The following is a 17,012-nucleotide window of genomic DNA, read 5'->3' on the forward strand; positions in this document are numbered from 1 at the left end:
TTCAGGCCGGGATAGGCGTCGCCGCTACCCGGCGGGTCGTAAGACGTGTGTGATTATCGCCCGGTGGCGCAATGCTTACCGGGCGATAAACACGGCTCAGCTATTCACCACTGCCAGGGTAAATCCATCCCAACCCTTTACCCCCACGGTTTGCAGCGCGGTGGCCGTGAGCCGAGGGTTTTCCCCGATCATATCGATAAAACGCCGTACGCCCTGTACGCGCTCATCATTGCTTTGCTCATTGATCACCTCGCCGTCACGCACCACGTTATCCCCGATGATCACGGTGCCAGGGCGGGAGTAGCGCAGCGCCCACTTCAGATAGCCCGGATTATTCGGCTTATCGGCATCGATGAAGATCAGGTCAAAAGGGGGGATATCGCCGAAACCTTCCAGCGATTGCAATCCAGGCCCCTCGATAAGCTCAATCTGCGCCTGCAAACCGGCAAGGCGGATATTCTGCCTGGCGGTTTCGGCATGAACAGGGTCGGCCTCAAGGGTGATAATTTTGCCACCAGGCTGTAACGCGCGCGCCATCCAGATCGTACTGTAAGCGCCCAGAGTGCCGATCTCCAGGATGCGCTTTGCCTGCGTCATCTGGACAAATAAAGCCAGTAATTGCCCCTGATTTGCCGCAACGTCATGCTCCGGCAGCCCGGCTCGTTTGTTATTTTTCAGAACGCTTTGCAGCACGGTATCCTGGGGAATAAGAGAAGAAATCATATAGTTATCTACTGCAGACCACGTTTGTTGCATAGACTGACCCCTTAGTTTTTCTCAGACCACCCGCCGCCCAGCGCCTTATACAAATCAATCTGCGCCAGCAGCAGGTTATTTTTCACCTGTACCACATTCGTTTGCACCGAGAACAGCGTTCGCTGGGCGTCCAGCACGTCCAGATAGGAGGAGTAGCCGTTGCGATAACGGTTTTGCGCGATGCGCAGCGTCTCCTGGGCCACATCCTGCTGCGCCATTAACTCCGTCAGCTGCTCCTGATAGCGCGTGATCGCATCCAGACTGTCGTTCACTTCACGGAACGCATTGCGCACGGTCTTTTCATAGCTGTACAGCGCCTGATTACGCTGGGACTGAGAGATATCCACCTGCGCGTTCAGCGCCTGGCGGTTCAGCAGCGGTGCCAGAATGCTGCCGCCGAGACTCCAGAGCTGCAGCGGATTGTCGAGCAAACCGGGCAGCGTGCGATCCTGTATCGATCCTGTGGCGGTGAGGTTGATCGACGGCAGCAGGCTGGCGCGCGAGGCGGCGAGCGTGGCATCGGCGGCGATCAGCTGGCGTTCCGCCTGCACAATGTCCGGGCGGCGATTGAGTAACGTCGACGGTAGCTGCGACGGCAATGGCAGCGGCGTGAGCGTGCTGAAACTGTCGCTGCGCGCCACTGCACCGGGATTCGCACCCAGAAGCTGGCTGAGCGCGTTTTCCTGCATGGCGATCTGATGCTGGAGCAGCGGGATCTGCGCGCGCGTCGAACGCAGCTCGGAATCCGACTGCATGAGCTCCAGGCGCGAACTGTAGCCTGTTTCGAACTGGCGTTTGGCCAGCGCCAGCGCATCTTCACGTGATTTCACGGTGGACTGGGTGACGCGCAACTGCTCATCAAGAGAAAGCAGGGTGATATAGCCCGAGGCCACCGACGAGGCGACCGTCAGATCCGCCGCGGCAGCCGCGGCTTTTTGCGCCTCCAGCGTTGCCTCGGCGGCATTCGCGGTGCTGCGATTGACGCCCCAGATATCCACTTCGTAGCTGGCAGTGAGACTTCCCTTATACAAAGTGCTGTAAACAGGCAGGCCGGTCGCAGCCGACTGGGCACGGGCGCGGGTGCCGCTCACACCCGCATCCAGGGAGGGGAACAGGCTGCTGTCGGCGGCATAGACCTGCGCCTGATACTCGTTGATCCGCTCGCGGGCGATCAGCACGTCGCTGTTATTTTGCAGCGCCTGATCCACGTAGCGATTGAGATGATTATCGTGAAAATTGCGCCACCACAGCTGCTCCGCTGGGCTGGTAGGGCCACGGGTTTCGCGCCACTCGGCGGGGATGTGCAGCGTGCTTTTGGCCGGCGCGACATCCACCGACTGACAGCCTGCCAGCCACAGCGCACCCAGCATGCAGACGACGGGGCGAAGCGTCATTGTTTCGCCTCCCGCGTGTCGATGCTCACCTGAACGGACATGCCAGGGCGCAGCAGCGCGGACTCTTCGGGCTTGCCGAGCACTTCGATGCGCACCGGGATACGCTGGGCAATTTTCACAAAGTTCCCCGTGGCGTTATCCGGCGTGATGGCGCTGAACTCGACGCCGGTCGCCGGAGAGATACTCTGCACGCGGCCCTGATAGCGTTTGCCGTTCAGGGCGTCGACGGTAAAGGTGACGGGCTGTCCGACGCGCAGGTCCGCGAGCTGTGTCTCTTTAATATTGGCGATCACCCAGTGCTGCGGCGGCACCAGGGTGGTGAGATGGGTTCCGGCGGTGACGTAGGCGCCGAGTCGTACGGCAATTTGCCCGAGCTGACCGTCGCGCGGGGCGACAATCCGCGTGTTCTGCAAATCAATTTGCGCCAGTTCCAGCGCGGCTTTCGCGCTCTCGACGTCGGCCTCCAGCGAGCCGCGATTGACGATGACCGTCTGCAGGTCCTGACGCGACATCTCAAGCGTCGCTTTGGCCTGCTCAATATCGGCGCTGCCCTGAGCAGCGCTGGCGAGCGCCGCATCGCGTTCGCGAATCGACAGGGAGCCGTCCGCGGTCAAATCTTTAACGCGCTTTAAATCCGCCTGCGTTTTCACACTCTGGGCGCGCGCGTTTTTTAGCGCCGCATCGTTACGGGCAATCACCGCTTCGGCGCTTTTGCGCTGTTGCAAGTTATTGTTCAGCGCTGCCATTTTCATTGCCAGCTGCGCCTGCGCCTGATGTACGCGCTGGCGATAGATGCGGTCATCAATTTGCAGCAGCAGATCGCCTTTTTTGACCTGCACGAAATCCTGCACCTTCACCTCGGTGATATAGCCGTTAACCTGCGGGCTGATAAAGGTGGTCTGCCCGCGCACATAGGCGTTATCCGTGAACTGACTGTGGCGGGTAAAGGGCGGCAGTTGCCAGGCGTAGAGGATCACCAGCACCCCGACAATCCCTATCGCCGCTGCGGTAAAAATGGAAACAATGCGCAAATTATTGCGGGTAGTGGCCTGCTCTTTGGCGGCATCCTGCTGACTCATAATCTCTCCGGAGGTAATGCGCTGTTCATTCTTGGTTTTCTTCCATTATTTGGTGCCCGTGGCGTGTTTTAGCGCCAGACGGGCGGTGATTCTCAGGCGCAGCAGGCGCCACAAAATCCACACCAGCGTGGCGGTGGCAATGCCTGCGGTCAGCAGATAAGTATCGTTATAGGCCAGAATATTGGCTTCCAGCGTCGTGACAGTTTGCAGCTGCGTGACGGCCTGGGTGTTAAGCAGGGCGCTGTCGCCAATCAGGTTCTGATACATCTGGGTGTAAATCTGTAGCCGCTCGTTGACCAGCGGATTGAGCGTGGTGAGCTGATCGGCCAGTAAGTTCGAATGGTATTTCTCGCGCCAGGTCTGAAAGGTGCCGAGGATGGCGGAACCCAGCAGGCCGCCGACGTTCTGGCTCATGCCAAAAAGCACCGAGAAGCTGACCAGATTACGCGGATCGGCAATCACACCGCCAATACCCGCCAGCATCGCCGGGGCGAGGAAAAATGCGCTGCCAAAGCCGAGCAAAAACTGGCTCAGCATCAGCTGGTCCGGGCGCGTCAGGTTGTTCGACTGGCTGTCCAGCAGCGACGCGACAATCATCAGCACCAGCGAGGTGACTATCGGCCAGGCCAGTCTGGTGGGTTTGATGGTCAGGCAGCTGGCGACTATGCCGCAGACAATCCCGGCGAGGATCGACCAGGCCAGATGCGTCATCTGTTCATTCTGCAGGCCGACGTACTGTAGCCAGCCGATCACCCCGGTGTTTTGCTCCGCCAGCACGATGCGGATGAGCAGCATAATCAATCCCAGGCGCAGAATACTGCCGCTGGAGAGCCAGCGGGTATTGAGCAGGGGGTTGCTGCGGTTATGCTCGAAAACAATGGCCGAGAGGATCAGCACCAGCGACAGAGCCAGCGACCAGCCAATCCACGGCGCTTCAAACCACCAGTCGAGCCGCCCCAGCGAGAGCACCGCGCACAGCAGCGCCATACCGGGTGCCAGCAGGAAGAAGGTGATGAAATCTTTCTTTTCGAACACTTTACGGCGGTCGCCCGGCGGGAGTTTCAGCGCAATCACGCAGCCGAGCGAAATCAGCGCCAGACCGAGTTCAAAAAAGTACAGCCCGCGCCATTCATCGAGCTGGAGTAACTCCGTCGAGAACAGTCGCGCAATGGGGATCGCCAGCGACGACCCGGTAATGCCGATGGTCAACGCTTTCAGGCGATGTTTCGCAGGCCAGGCCTGAATCTGATAGTAAATCCCCAGTGAACTCAAGGCGGCGGCCACCATGCCGTGGGCGGCGCGCACCATCAGCGCCGAGCTGAGATCGTTAACGAACAGGTGGAAAAAGGTCACCAGCACATACAGCACCAGAAACCCTTCCGTAAACGCGCGCAGCCCGAACTGCTGGCGAAACTTCACCAATAGCAGATTGATCGAGACGTTGGTCATCACGTAAACGGCAGGGAGCCAGGCGATCTCCGTCGACCAGACGGCGAATGTCCCCTGCAGATTTTGCAGGTTGGCGGCAACCATCGCGTTGCCAAGCGCTCCCGTCAGGCAAACCAGTAAACCGACCACGCCGTAGGCCACTCTTTTCGGTGTGCTGTGCAGCGGTGTGGAAGGGGACCCCAGCAGGGCGGGTTTTTCATGTGGCTGCCACTCGCGAGGAGCATAAGGATCGCGTTGAGGCAGGCGCATAACGTCGGTTACCTTTGGAATAGTTGAATAGTTAGTGGGCTAAGGATTCTACCTGTGGCAGAAATCATAATTCAAGTGAATATGAAATAGTTCATTAAATCAAATATGATTGCCTTCAACTGCGGTATCGTGCGGGCGGCTTTCAGAGAGATCCTCTGTTTCACAACCTTATACGCGCTACCCTGAAAGTAACCTGATGTAAGGAGGTAACGATGACGCTGACACTTTTTCCCTGCCTGCCCGAGACCACGCTGGCGGCGGTTAACACGGTGGGCAACTGGCTGGCGCAGGACGATAACCCGCGCGACCAGCCGTTTGACGCAGTGATCCTTGCCGGGAATGCGGTGATCCCGACCATTGACGCTGCCTGTCGGGTCGCGTCTGAACAGGCGATCCCATTGCTAATTAGCGGCGGTATCGGCCACTCGACGACGTTTCTGTATGCGGCGACGGCGCGCCACCCGCGCTATAACACGGTGCCGACCACCGGACGCGCCGAGGCGGCGATTCTGGCGGATATCGCGCGTCTGTTCTGGCACATTCCTGACGACCGTATTCTGATTGACGACCAGTCCACCAACTGCGGTGAAAACGCACGCTTTAGCTGGAACCTGCTGAAGCAGCACGCGCCCATCCCGCAACGCATTCTTGTGGTACAGGACCCGACCATGCAGCGGCGCACGATGGCGACCTTTGCCAGAGTGTGCCGCGACGAGCGCGAGTCGCCGCACTTCATCAGCCATCCGGGGATCACTCCGCAACTGCAAAACAGCGAAAACGGTCTGGTGTTTAGCGGCGGCGGTGAGGGGCTTTGGCCGGTTGAGCGTTATCTGTCGCTGGTGCTGGGTGAACTCCCACGCCTGCGGGACGACGCGAACGGCTACGGCCCGGCGGGTCGGGACTTTATCGCTCACGTCGAGATCCCGCCCGATGTGGAAGCCGCGTGGCAGATTTTGCGCCACGACACCACGCTCACCGACGCGCTGGTCAGTCGCTCTCTGCTGTAAGTGATGCCCGTTTGCGCACCCTGTGTCGCAAACGGGCATTTTATGTTGCCGGTCTGTAATGTCATTGTTTTGCTGACCCGTTTCTTTTTTGAGATATCTCACAAAAACAGCGCGATACGATAGGCAACCTGACGCCTGATTGTAACTTTTAACATTAATTTTACTTGTTAAAAACAGTGCAATTACAGGAGCAGGTCATGACAGTACCCGTACAACATCCTATGTATATCGATGGACAGTTTGTTGCCTGGCAAGGTGAAACCTGGATTGATGTAACCAATCCCGCCACTGAAGAGGTCATTTCCCGTATTCCCGATGGGCGTGCCGAAGACGCCCGCAAAGCGATAGAGGCCGCCGAACGCGCGCAGGCCGGCTGGGAAGCGCTCCCTGCGATTGAACGCGCCAACTGGCTACGCAAAATTTCCGCCGGTATCCGTGAGCGTGCCAGTGAGATCAGCGCCCTGATCGTGGCCGAAGGCGGCAAAATTCAGCAACTGGCCGACGTGGAGGTCAGTTTCACCGCCGATTACATCGACTATATGGCCGAATGGGCGCGCCGCTACGAAGGGGAAATTCTTCAGAGCGACCGTCCGGGCGAGAACATTCTGGTGTTTAAACGTGCGCTGGGCGTAACGACCGGCATTCTGCCGTGGAATTTCCCGTTCTTCCTGATTGCCCGCAAGCTGGCACCTGCGCTGCTGACGGGCAACACCATCGTCATCAAACCGAGCGAATTCACGCCGAATAATGCGATTGCGTTTGCCAAAATCGTCGATGACATCGGACTGCCAAAAGGAGTCTTTAACCTGGTGCTTGGGCGCGGCGAAACCGTCGGGCAGGAGCTGGCGGGCAACCCGAAAGTGGCGATGGTGAGCATGACCGGCAGCGTCACCGCCGGGGAGAAAATCATGACTGCAGCGGCGAAAAACATCACCAAAGTGTGCCTGGAGCTGGGCGGCAAAGCGCCTGCTATCGTGATGGATGACGCGGATCTTGAGCTGGCGGTGAAAGCGATTGTCGATTCGCGCGTCATTAACACCGGGCAGGTCTGTAATTGTGCCGAGCGCGTGTATGTGCAAAAAGGCATTTACGACCGCTTCGTGAACCGTCTGGGTGAAGCGATGAAAGCGGTGCAGTTTGGCAATCCGGCTGAGCGGAATGATATTGCGATGGGCCCGCTGATTAACGCCGCTGCCCTTGAGCGCGTGGAACAAAAAGTGGCGCGCGCGGTACAGGAAGGGGCCAGAGTGGCGCTGGGTGGTAAAGCGGTGGAAGGCAAAGGCTATTTCTATCCGCCGACGCTGCTGCTGGATGTGCGCCAGGAGATGACCATCATGCACGAAGAGACCTTCGGGCCGGTGCTGCCGGTGGTGGCGTTTGATTCTCTGGATGAGGCGCTGGCGATGGCTAACGACAGTGAGTATGGCCTGACCTCGTCCATTTACACGCAAAATCTGAATGTGGCGATGCAAGCGATCAAAGGGCTGAAGTTCGGCGAGACCTACATCAACCGCGAGAACTTTGAAGCGATGCAGGGCTTCCATGCGGGCTGGCGGAAATCAGGTATCGGCGGGGCAGACGGGAAACACGGTCTGCATGAATATCTGCAAACCCAGGTGGTGTATCTGCAGTCTTAATTTTGCGATACGCGGGCAGCCTGGCTGCCCGCTGTAAATCAGAGTGCGGCGAACTTATCCAGCGTGCGCACCAGCTGGGTGACGAAGCCGTATTCGTTGTCATACCAGGCGACGGTTTTTACCAGCTGCAGGTCGCCCGCCTCGGACACCTCTGTCTGAGTGGCATCAAAGATCGAGCCAAAGTGCGAGCCGATCACATCGGAAGAGACGATCTCCTCGTCCGTATACCCAAAAGAGTCGTTGCCTTCGGTCGCTTTTTTCAGCGCGGCGTGAATCTCATCGACCGTCACTTTTTTCTCCAGAATCGACACCAGTTCTGTCACCGATCCGGTTTTCACCGGTACGCGCTGGGCGTGGCCTTTGAGCTTGCCGCTGAGCGCCGGGATCACCAGCCCAATCGCTTTTGCCGCCCCGGTGGTGTGCGGAATAATGTTCTCCGCCGCCGCGCGTGAGGCGCGCAGATCTTTCCCGCGCGGCCCGTCCACCAGTGCCTGGGTGCCGGTATAGGCGTGGATGGTGGTCATAGTCCCGACTTTAATCCCAAAGGCGTCGTGCAGTGCTTTCGCCATCGGCGCCAGGCAGTTGGTGGTGCAGGAGGCCACCGAGATAATGGTGTCGCTGGCGTCAATCGTGTCGTCGTTGACGTTAAAGACGATGGTTTTCATCTCGCCTGCGGGCGCGGAGATGAGCACTTTTTTCGCCCCGGCGTCCAGGTGGGCTTTGGACTTTTCTTCCGAGGTGTAAAAACCGGTACATTCAACCACCAGATCGACGCCCGCCGTGGTCCATGGAATGTGTTTGGCCTCTTTTTCGGCGTACACGGAGATCGATTTGCCATCGACAATCAGGGAATCTTCGGTGAAATCGACGCTCCAGGGGAAGGGACCGTAATTCGAGTCATGTTTTAGCAAATACGCCAGCACCTTGGGGGAGGTGAGGTCGTTAATGGCGACGACGGTGTTGCTGTCCTGAGTTTCAAGCAGACGGCGCAGGACGAGGCGTCCGATGCGACCAAAACCATTAATGCCAATTTTACTCATGGTTGACTCCTGTATGAACTGAACGATGCGACAGTTTGAAAACTCCTCCAGGCTTAGACCATGTCGGCGGGTGAGGCAATTGAAGATGATTCATGAGCAGGCGAAGTTTTTGAAAACCCATAAAGAAAAGTTAATGAATTTTTAAGGAAAGCCCGTTATGTTGACCCTTTGTTCGACCTTTTCCAGGAAATCATATGCGTAATAAATATACTGGCCTACAAATTGGCATTCACTGGCTGGTGTTTCTTCTGGTTATCGTGGCTTACGCGGCGATGGAGCTGCGAGGATTCTTCCCCCGCAGCGCGCGTCCGGTAATTAATATGATTCATGTTTCCTGCGGGATTTCGATCCTGGTATTGATGGTGGCGCGTCTGCTGGTACGCCTGAAATTCCCGGCACCGCCGATTCAGCCTAAGCCAAAACCGATGATCACCGGGATGTCACATCTGGGGCATCTGGTGGTGTATCTACTGTTTATTGCTTTGCCATTAATTGGCCTGGTGATGATGTACAACCGCGGCAACCCGTGGCTGGCCTTTGGTCTGGTTATGCCCCATGCGGCAGAAGCGAATTTCGATCTAGTGGATAGTTTGAAGGCGTGGCACGTGACGCTGGCGAACATCGGCTATTTCGTCATCGGCATTCACGCTTTTGCGGCGTTGCTGCATCACTATTACTGGAAGGACAACACGCTGCTGCGCATGATGCCGAAAAAGCGTTCCTGATAATCTTTCCTGCCTATCCCCAACCCGCTCTCGTCAGCGGGTTTTTTGTGTTTATTTCCGACATCAATCCATAAAAAGAGCCATTCCAGTTAAGCGAATAAACATTCGTTCTTAAGGTGAGCTTTAACCCGATGATTTGCTTTAAGTCTGTTGTATTTCAGTTATGAATATATCCATGACAAAAGCAGGGGGAACGATTATAAATGCACTATCCACCACGGACAGGGTGTATCCAAATCTGCAGTGCTGTGTGTTTACGGGACCTGACCGATGTCGGCAGGTTCCCGGATTTTCCTCAAGGCTGCGTGAATACACTTCCTAAACGTCTCCCTCCACAACCCTTTGCTCACTCGTCGCCAACCATTGCTATCCGCGTCATAAAATTCCGTTTAGGTCTGCGTTGTTAGACAAGGCCCGTTGATCATTTGCTTGAGAGTATGAATGAAGTTACTATACCCCCCTACAGTATCAATGAGGAGGGCGTATGCCTCATTCACCCGAAGACAAAAAACGCGTTCTGACTCGCGTGCGGCGCATTCGGGGGCAGGTTGATGCCCTTGAACGTGCGCTGGAGTCCGGCGTACCCTGCCTTGCGATCCTGCAACAAATCGCGGCGGTTCGCGGTGCGGCGAACGGTTTGATGGGCGAGATGGTCGAAATTCACCTTAAGGATGAGCTGGTGACGGGCGAAACCACCGCCGACCAGCGTGCGGTTCGCATGGCGGAAGTCGGTCATTTGCTACGCTCTTATCTAAAATAAAACACTGGCATCACATAAAGGAAAGCAATATGAAATCACGTGCAGCTGTCGCATTTGGCCCCGGCCAGCCGTTGAAGATCGTCGAAATTGACGTTGCGCCGCCGAAGAAGGGCGAAGTGCTGATCAAAATCACCCATACCGGCGTGTGCCACACCGATGCCTTTACCCTGTCGGGTGACGATCCGGAAGGCGTCTTCCCGGCGGTATTAGGCCATGAAGGCGGTGGCGTGGTAGTGGAAGTCGGTGAAGGCGTCACCAGCCTGAAGCCGGGCGATCACGTTATTCCTCTGTACACCGCAGAATGTGGCGAGTGTAAGTTCTGTAAATCCGGTAAAACCAACCTCTGTCAGGCCGTTCGCGCCACGCAGGGCAAAGGCCTGATGCCTGATGGCACCACGCGTTTCTCTTACAACGGTGAGCCGATTTATCACTACATGGGCACCAGTACCTTCAGCGAATACACCGTTTGTGCGGAGATTTCCCTGGCGAAAGTAAATCCACAGGCCCCGCTGGATAAAGTCTGCCTGCTGGGCTGCGGCGTGACCACCGGTATCGGCGCGGTACACAACACGGCGAAAGTGAAAGAGGGCGACACTGTGGCGGTGTTTGGTCTCGGCGGGATCGGTCTGGCGGTGATTCAGGGCGCGGTACAGGCGAAAGCCGGGCGCATCCTCGCAGTCGATACCAACCCGGAGAAATTCAAACTGGCCGGTGAAATGGGCGCAACGGATTTCATCAACCCGAAAGACTACGACAAACCGGTTCAGGATGTGATTGTTGAACTGACCGACGGCGGCGTGGATTTCAGCTTTGAATGTATCGGCAACGTGAATGTCATGCGCTCTGCGCTGGAATGCTGCCACAAGGGCTGGGGCGAGAGCATCATCATCGGTGTGGCAGGGGCGGGTCAGGAAATCAAAACCCGTCCATTCCAGCTGGTGACCGGGCGCGTCTGGCGCGGCTCCGCATTTGGCGGCGTAAAAGGGCGCACCCAGCTTCCGGGGATGGTCGAGGATGCAATGGCCGGGAAAATCAATCTCGACCCGTTCATTACCCACCGTCTGCCGCTTGAGCAGATCAACGAAGCCTTCGATCTGATGCATGAAGGAAAATCGATCCGCACCGTCATACATTTCGGCAGCAACTAATTATTCTGCCAGCGGTTTTTTGCCGCTGGCCCTTCCTGCATATTCTTCTCTAAAGTGTGACCTATCTGGCGCTTTTAGCCATAAGCAAATTTCCTGCCGTGCCGATGACTATTTTACAGGCGTGTTTTTCACGCATTTACCTATAAAGAGAGTCGACGGTCATGGACAACACAAAAACGATGCGCAGCCCGCAAACGCTGAGCTTCCTGCATCATATCCGGCTGGTTCCGCTGTTTTCCTCAATTCTCGGTGGCATCATTTTGTTATTCGCATTGAGTTCGGCTCTGGCGGGGTATTTCCTGCTGCAGGCTGACACGGATTTGCAGGATGTCACGTCAGAAATCCAGGTACGTACGGGGCTGTCGAATAGCTCGAACCATTTACGCACGGCGCGCATCAATATGATCCATGCCGGTGCGGCCAGCCGTATCGCTGAGATGGACGCGATGAAGCAAAACATCGCTGAAGCCGAAACGCGTATTAAGCAGTCACAGGAGAGCTTCGCCGCCTATATGAATCGTGCCGTGCGCACGCCTGCGGACGAAGCGCTGGATGGCGAGCTGAAAACCCGCTTTGATGCCTACATCACCGGCCTGCAGCCGATGCTGAAATACGCCAAAAACGGCATGTTTGAAGCCATCATTAATCACGAAAATGAGTCTGCGCGTCCGCTGGACGATGGCTACAACGAAATCCTGCTGAAGGCGATTAAGATCCGTACCGATCGCGCGAATGCCCTCACGACGGACGCTCACAAGCGTACTCAGCTTGGCCTGATGTTTATGGTCGGCGCCTTTGCGCTGGCGCTGGTGCTGACCGCGATGACCTTCGTGGTGCTGCGCCGCACGGTGATTCATCCGCTGCAACGCGCGGCCCGCCGCATCGAACAGATTGCGAAGGGGGATTTGACCATGGCGGACGACCTGACCGGTCGCAGCGAGATCGGGCGTTTAACCCGCGATCTGCAAACCATGCAGCACTCGCTGGTGAATACCGTCGGAACGGTTCGCCAGGGCGCGGAGCAGATTTACCGTGGCACTAGCGAGATTTCTGCCGGTAACACCGATCTCTCTTCCCGAACCGAACAGCAGGCGGCGGCCATCGAACAGACCGCTGCCAGCATGGAAGAGCTGACGGCGACGGTGAAACAGAACGCCGATAATGCCCATCATGCGAGCAAACTGGCGGAAGATGCTTCCGGGAAAGCCAGCCGTGGCGGCCAGATGGTCTCTGGCGTGGTGAAAACCATGAGCAATATCTCTACCAGCTCGAAGAAAATCTCGGAAATCACAGCGGTGATCAACAGCATCGCTTTTCAGACCAACATTCTGGCCCTTAACGCCGCCGTGGAAGCGGCCCGTGCGGGTGAGCAGGGTCGCGGATTTGCCGTGGTCGCCAGCGAAGTGCGTACGCTGGCAAGCCGCAGCGCCAACGCGGCAAAAGAGATTGAAGGCCTGATTAATGAATCCGTCACCCTGATCGACCAGGGTTCCGGCGAAGTGGTTGCCGCGGGGAATACCATGAATGAAATCGTTGAAGCCGTGAAACGCGTCACCGATATCATGCTGGAGATCGCCGCAGCCTCCGACGAGCAGAGCCGGGGTATCGTGCAGGTGAGCCAGGCGATCTCTGAGATGGATAAAGTGACCCAGCAGAACGCCTCGCTGGTGGAGGAAGCTTCTGCGGCGGCGGCATCGCTGGAAGAACAGGGTGCTCGTCTGACCGAAGCCGTGGGCGCGTTCCGTCTTAACGGCACAACCGCCAGTCGCGGGAATAAAGCGGCACCAGCCAAGCAGCCTGCGCCATTGCGTCAGGCGGTGGTTGACGGTGGGGATAACTGGGAAACGTTCTGAGTGGGTGACATATCGCCAGGCGGCTATGTCTTACCCCATCGATAACATCATACGTCCGTAAACGTGAAACGTCGCGGGGCGATAAAAAAAGGGGCCGATTGGCCCCTTTTTCATTACTGCTTTTACGCTTTATCGGGCAGGGCGTACGCAATAATGTAATCACCACGGTCCGGTGACTGACGCGCGCCACCTGCGTTAATGATGATGTACTGTTTGCCGGTTTTCGGCGACACGTAGGTCATCGGGCCTGACTGGCTGCCCACTGGCAGACGGTCTTTCCAGATCTCTTTCCCGGTTGCGGTATCAAACGCGCGCAGGTAGAAATCCTGAGTGCCCGCGAAGAACAGTAGACCAGACTGGGTCGAAAGCGATGCGCCCAGCGTCGGCATCCCGATTGGGATCGGCATGTGCATGCGAATACCCAGCGGACCGGTATCTTCAACGGTACCAACCGGAACCTGCCACACCAGCTTGCCGCTTTTCAGATCCACGGCGGACATGGTGCCGAACGGGGGTTTCTGGCACGGAATGCCCAGCGGAGAGAGGAAACGCTCGCGCATTGCGCCAAACGGCGTACCGTCCATCGGCACAATACCCATCTCGATCCCGCTGGCGTTTTTAGCAACGTTCGCGCGCGGCACCATATAGTTCGCGAGACCCAGACGCATATCGTTGACGAACATCAGACCGTTATTCGGATCAACGGAGACACTGCCCCAGTTCATCCCGCCGAGGGAGCCTGGGAACTGCAGTGAGCGGTCAAGACCCGGTGGAGTAAAGACGCCCTGGTGACGCATCTCTTTAAACTGAATGCGGCACAGCAGCAGATCGACCGGTGTTGCGCCCCACATGTCGGATTCGGTCAGCGTCTGGTTGCCAATCATCGGCATGCCAACGGAATACGGCTGCGTTGGGGAGTAACGTTCGCCTTCAATATTACCTGCCGGAACCGGACGCTCTTCCACTTTGGCTACCGGCTTGCCGGTTTCGCGGTTGAGCATAAAGATCATGCCCTGTTTGCTGGTCTGCACCAGCACCGGCGTGGTGCCACCTTTACCGTCAGGAAGATCGTACAGGAGCGGCTGCGACGGCAGGTCGAAGTCCCACAGGTCGTGGTGTGTGGTCTGGAAATGCCAGCGCACCTGACCGGTAGTCGCGTCTACCGCCACAATTGACGAACTGTATTTATCGTCCAGCGCGGTACGTTCGCCAGCATAGAAATCGGGCGTTGCGTTGCCGGTTGGCAGATAGATCAGGTTCAGTTTTGCGTCGTAAGACATGGCAGACCAGACGTTCGGCGTACCGCGCGTATAGGTCTGGCCTTCTGGCGGCAGACCGGTCAGCTCCGGATTGCCGGGGTCCCAGGCCCATGCCAGTTTACCGGTGTGCACGTCATAGGCACGAACCACACCCGGCGGTTCGCCAGTCGAGAAGTTATCCGCCACGCGGCCACCGACAACCACCACATTACCGGCCACCAGCGGGGTGGAGGTTTGCTGATAGTAGCCCGGCTTGATTTCACCCATGCCGACGCTGAGGTCAACAATACCGTGATCGCCAAAGTCTTCGCAGACTTTGCCCGTATCGGCGTTGATAGCAATCAGGCGCGCATCGGTGGTTGGCAGGAACAGACGACGGGCACAGGCGGCCGGTTGTGTGTCTGTTTGTGACGTTGTCACGACGCTGTGATCTTCAAAGAAGCCCAGGCCACGGCAGCGCTGCCAGTTTGGCGCGGTGGCTTTGGAATCGTAGCGCCATTTTTCTTTACCGGAATCCACGTCCAGCGCCAGCACTTTGCTGTATGGCGTGCAGACAAACAGGGTGTCGCCCACCTGCAGTGGCGTGTTCTGATCTTCTGCGCCAGAACCGTTGCTCACCGGGATATCACCCGTGTGCGCGGTCCAGGCCACTTTCAGCTCGCCAATGTTTTGCTTGTTAATCTGATCCAGCGCGGCAAAACGGTCCCCGTGGGTGGTGTTACCCCAGTGTTCCCAGTTTTTCTGCTCCTCGCCTGGGGCGACGGGTTTCACCGGCACCGCTTCGTTAGCCGTAACCAGCGTTTGCGGCTTAAACATCCAGCCGAAGCTCACCAGCATCGCCACGGCGAGCACGGCGGCAAGGGTAAACGCCGGGGTTTTGTTTACGGCCTGGTTGCCGTTTGCTGCGCGCAGGAACGGCCAGACAATGGCACATAAAAAGGCCAGCACGGCGAGGGTAAACAGGCGCGAGAAGAGCGGCCAGAAATCCCAGCCTGCGTCACTGACGGCCCAGAATAACGACGCGATAAACGCGATGGCATACAGAATGATGCCGCTGGTGCGGTTCATGAGGATTAAAACGGCGGAGATGACCATCACCACGCCAATGATCAGGAAGTACCAGCTTCCGCCTACGGTGGCGAGCTTAAAGCCCAGCCCGCCGACCGCCAGTCCGATGATTGCCATCAGGACGACCAGGAGCCACTGCAGGAGTCTCGGAACCCCGCGTGGCGCGATGCCAAATGCCATGTCTATCTCCTTAAAGACCTCGTATTCCTCCGGTGGCACGGGCGCAGAGCCTGTACCAAATGGGTAACCGAATACGGGTTTAATGATGATTTATACGATGAATACCGTTTATACGGCTTTGAAATCCACCGAATGAAATAGGGTGTGAACCATTTGGTGAATTCGCGGCTATGATAAGTCTGTTAAATTGTTTGTTGCAATTGTTAATAAAAAATTTCGCATTATTTGATTAAAAGCGATAAAAAACCCGTCGGGATGACGGGTCAACTGGAAAGCGAAGGGAGACGGTTAAATCGGCATCGACTTGCGGATGGCGCTCAGCAACGCTTGCGCGCCCGAGGAGAGCGGGGTGTCTACGCGGGTCAGGATACCAATCGGCTCACCGGCACCCGGCGACGCGACAGGCAGCGCGGTCAGGGTGCCCTGGCGGAGATCTTCTTTTACCGCCCCGGACGGCACAAACCAGACATAGTCATAATCTACCGTCAGCTGGCGCGACAGAGAGGCCGAGAGGGTTTCGATACATCCCGATGGCAGCTTGCAGCCTTGCATTTGCAGCATCACTTCGGCGTTATGGCGCGGAACAGTCCCTTTTGGTGACACCACCACCGGCCATTCCATGACCCGGCTCAGGGTGACCGTATCATGCAGCAGCGGGTGATTCGGGCGAACCACCAGTTTCAGCGATTCCAGGAACAGCAGCTCGTAATTCAGACCGCCCATCAACTCTGGATCGGACATTCGCCCAATACCTAAATCCAGCTCGCCAGACTTTAACCCGGCCAGCAGCATGGTGTTATTCATCGTGGCGACCTGCAGCGTGGTGTTTTTTTGCTGCTTATGAAACTGACCAATCGCCGAAGGCAGAATGCCGAGCGCCGCCGTAGGCAGCGCGCCAACGCGGACCACATCCGAGATCTGATCGTCCTTACGATTCAGCGCCTGACCGGCGGTATTGAGCGCATCCAGCACTTTGACGGCGTGGGTCAGAAACTGTTCGCCAACTAAGGTGAGCTGCGCGCCAAGGCGCCCGCGATCGAACAGGCGTGCGCCGGTGAGTTGTTCCAGTTCGTTCAGGGTCTTTGAGAGGGCTGGCTGGCTAAGATTAAGAGTTTCAGCCGCACGCCCCAGCGTTCCCTGTTGAGCGACGGCCACAAAAGTGTGCAGATGGCGCAAGCGTATGCGCTGACTAAACAAACCATTTTTTTCCATGATGCGATGTTAAGAACAGAGCCGTGCGAGTGACAAGGGAAGATGTTTAATTTTGATAACTTGATAGCAAAATATTATTAACATTTGATCTATTTGAGTTACAAGAATTTTTTCACCCGTGGATGAGGTGATTCTCCTGAGGTTATTTCTTCGCGCAGAAAGAGAAAAAGCGCAGGGAATAACCACTTGTCTGTCA

The 17,012-nt window shown here is 56.9% G+C and carries 13 protein-coding genes; 6 read left to right on the plus strand and 7 right to left on the minus strand.

All coding sequences use genetic code 11. From position 1 onward, the window contains the following. Positions 1-96 precede the first annotated feature (96 nt). Genes ACB496_RS10015 through ACB496_RS10030 form a run of 4 tightly spaced genes read right to left on the minus strand, consistent with a single transcriptional unit; the run spans position 97 to position 4,927 of the window. Positions 97-756: an O-methyltransferase gene (locus ACB496_RS10015; protein ID WP_371975090.1), complete on the minus strand. Its 660-nt coding sequence runs from the start codon at positions 754-756 to the stop codon at positions 97-99. Positions 757-767: 11 nt separating this feature from the next. After that, a complete protein-coding gene (locus ACB496_RS10020) occupies positions 768-2,150 on the minus strand; it encodes an efflux transporter outer membrane subunit (protein WP_371975091.1) in 1,383 nt (460 codons plus the stop codon). Beyond that, the gene (locus ACB496_RS10025) at positions 2,147-3,229 is read right to left on the minus strand and encodes an HlyD family secretion protein (RefSeq protein WP_371975092.1); all 1,083 of its coding nucleotides are present in this window, start codon (positions 3,227-3,229) and stop codon (positions 2,147-2,149) included. Before ACB496_RS10025 ends, ACB496_RS10020 begins: the two co-directional genes overlap by 4 nt. Before the next feature lie 45 nt (positions 3,230-3,274). After that, positions 3,275-4,927: an MFS transporter gene (locus tag ACB496_RS10030; RefSeq protein ID WP_371975093.1), complete on the minus strand. Its 1,653-nt coding sequence runs from the start codon at positions 4,925-4,927 to the stop codon at positions 3,275-3,277. A gap of 212 nt (positions 4,928-5,139) precedes the next feature. On the opposite strand from ACB496_RS10030, the gene ACB496_RS10035 reads away from it, so the two are divergent. Together ACB496_RS10035 and aldA are read left to right on the plus strand one after the other, a co-directional pair. After that, complete coding sequence (locus ACB496_RS10035; RefSeq protein WP_371975094.1) at positions 5,140-5,934, plus strand: YdcF family protein; 795 nt, start codon at positions 5,140-5,142, stop codon at positions 5,932-5,934. Between the two features lie 197 nt (positions 5,935-6,131). Further along, entirely contained in the window at positions 6,132-7,571 is a 1,440-nt protein-coding gene (aldA, locus tag ACB496_RS10040; RefSeq protein ID WP_102103679.1) for an aldehyde dehydrogenase, read from the plus strand. Between the two features lie 38 nt (positions 7,572-7,609). Here the strand turns inward: aldA and gap are convergent, their stop codons facing one another. After that, a complete protein-coding gene (gene gap / locus ACB496_RS10045; RefSeq protein ID WP_100780221.1) occupies positions 7,610-8,611 on the minus strand; it encodes a type I glyceraldehyde-3-phosphate dehydrogenase in 1,002 nt (333 codons plus the stop codon). 194 nt (positions 8,612-8,805) lie between these two features. Here gap and cybB point away from each other — a divergent pair, with 194 nt between their 5' ends. From cybB to ACB496_RS10065, 4 genes are all read left to right on the plus strand, one after another. Beyond that, entirely contained in the window at positions 8,806-9,336 is a 531-nt protein-coding gene (gene cybB, locus ACB496_RS10050; RefSeq protein ID WP_100780220.1) for a cytochrome b561, read from the plus strand. 484 nt (positions 9,337-9,820) lie between these two features. After that, a complete protein-coding gene (locus ACB496_RS10055; RefSeq protein ID WP_371975095.1) occupies positions 9,821-10,096 on the plus strand; it encodes a metal/formaldehyde-sensitive transcriptional repressor in 276 nt (91 codons plus the stop codon). 29 nt (positions 10,097-10,125) lie between these two features. Continuing rightward, positions 10,126-11,244, plus strand: coding sequence for an S-(hydroxymethyl)glutathione dehydrogenase/class III alcohol dehydrogenase (locus ACB496_RS10060; protein WP_100780218.1), 1,119 nt, complete (start codon positions 10,126-10,128; stop codon positions 11,242-11,244). 161 nt (positions 11,245-11,405) lie between these two features. Further along, on the plus strand, positions 11,406-13,097 hold the full coding sequence (locus ACB496_RS10065; RefSeq protein WP_371975096.1) for a methyl-accepting chemotaxis protein: 1,692 nt from the start codon (positions 11,406-11,408) through the stop codon (positions 13,095-13,097). Positions 13,098-13,219: 122 nt separating this feature from the next. Here the strand turns inward: ACB496_RS10065 and ACB496_RS10070 are convergent, their stop codons facing one another. Together ACB496_RS10070 and ACB496_RS10075 are read right to left on the minus strand one after the other, a co-directional pair. Further along, the gene (locus tag ACB496_RS10070; protein ID WP_371975097.1) at positions 13,220-15,604 is read right to left on the minus strand and encodes a glucose/quinate/shikimate family membrane-bound PQQ-dependent dehydrogenase; all 2,385 of its coding nucleotides are present in this window, start codon (positions 15,602-15,604) and stop codon (positions 13,220-13,222) included. Between the two features lie 288 nt (positions 15,605-15,892). Beyond that, positions 15,893-16,816: a LysR substrate-binding domain-containing protein gene (locus ACB496_RS10075; protein WP_100780215.1), complete on the minus strand. Its 924-nt coding sequence runs from the start codon at positions 16,814-16,816 to the stop codon at positions 15,893-15,895. Between the last annotated feature and the right edge of the window lie 196 nt (positions 16,817-17,012).

It is taken from the genome of Lelliottia nimipressuralis, assembly GCF_041464075.1.
Classification (GTDB): Bacteria; Pseudomonadota; Gammaproteobacteria; order Enterobacterales; family Enterobacteriaceae; genus Enterobacter; species Enterobacter nimipressuralis.

Bases quoted from the DNA above. Each gene is read 5' to 3' on its own strand.
- ACB496_RS10025 (WP_371975092.1), bottom strand. From the start codon at position 3,229: ATGAGTCAGCAGGATGCCGCCAAAGAGCAGGCCACTACCCGCAATAAT.
- gap (WP_100780221.1), bottom strand. From the start codon at position 8,611: ATGAGTAAAATTGGCATTAATGGTTTTGGTCGCATCGGACGCCTCGTC.
- cybB (WP_100780220.1), top strand. From the start codon at position 8,806: ATGCGTAATAAATATACTGGCCTACAAATTGGCATTCACTGGCTGGTG.
- ACB496_RS10065 (WP_371975096.1), top strand. From the start codon at position 11,406: ATGGACAACACAAAAACGATGCGCAGCCCGCAAACGCTGAGCTTCCTG.
- ACB496_RS10070 (WP_371975097.1), bottom strand. From the start codon at position 15,604: ATGGCATTTGGCATCGCGCCACGCGGGGTTCCGAGACTCCTGCAGTGG.
- ACB496_RS10060 (WP_100780218.1), top strand. From the start codon at position 10,126: ATGAAATCACGTGCAGCTGTCGCATTTGGCCCCGGCCAGCCGTTGAAG.
- ACB496_RS10020 (WP_371975091.1), bottom strand. From the start codon at position 2,150: ATGACGCTTCGCCCCGTCGTCTGCATGCTGGGTGCGCTGTGGCTGGCA.
- aldA (WP_102103679.1), top strand. From the start codon at position 6,132: ATGACAGTACCCGTACAACATCCTATGTATATCGATGGACAGTTTGTT.
- ACB496_RS10035 (WP_371975094.1), top strand. From the start codon at position 5,140: ATGACGCTGACACTTTTTCCCTGCCTGCCCGAGACCACGCTGGCGGCG.
- ACB496_RS10015 (WP_371975090.1), bottom strand. From the start codon at position 756: ATGCAACAAACGTGGTCTGCAGTAGATAACTATATGATTTCTTCTCTT.
- ACB496_RS10075 (WP_100780215.1), bottom strand. From the start codon at position 16,816: ATGGAAAAAAATGGTTTGTTTAGTCAGCGCATACGCTTGCGCCATCTG.
- ACB496_RS10030 (WP_371975093.1), bottom strand. From the start codon at position 4,927: ATGCGCCTGCCTCAACGCGATCCTTATGCTCCTCGCGAGTGGCAGCCA.
- ACB496_RS10055 (WP_371975095.1), top strand. From the start codon at position 9,821: ATGCCTCATTCACCCGAAGACAAAAAACGCGTTCTGACTCGCGTGCGG.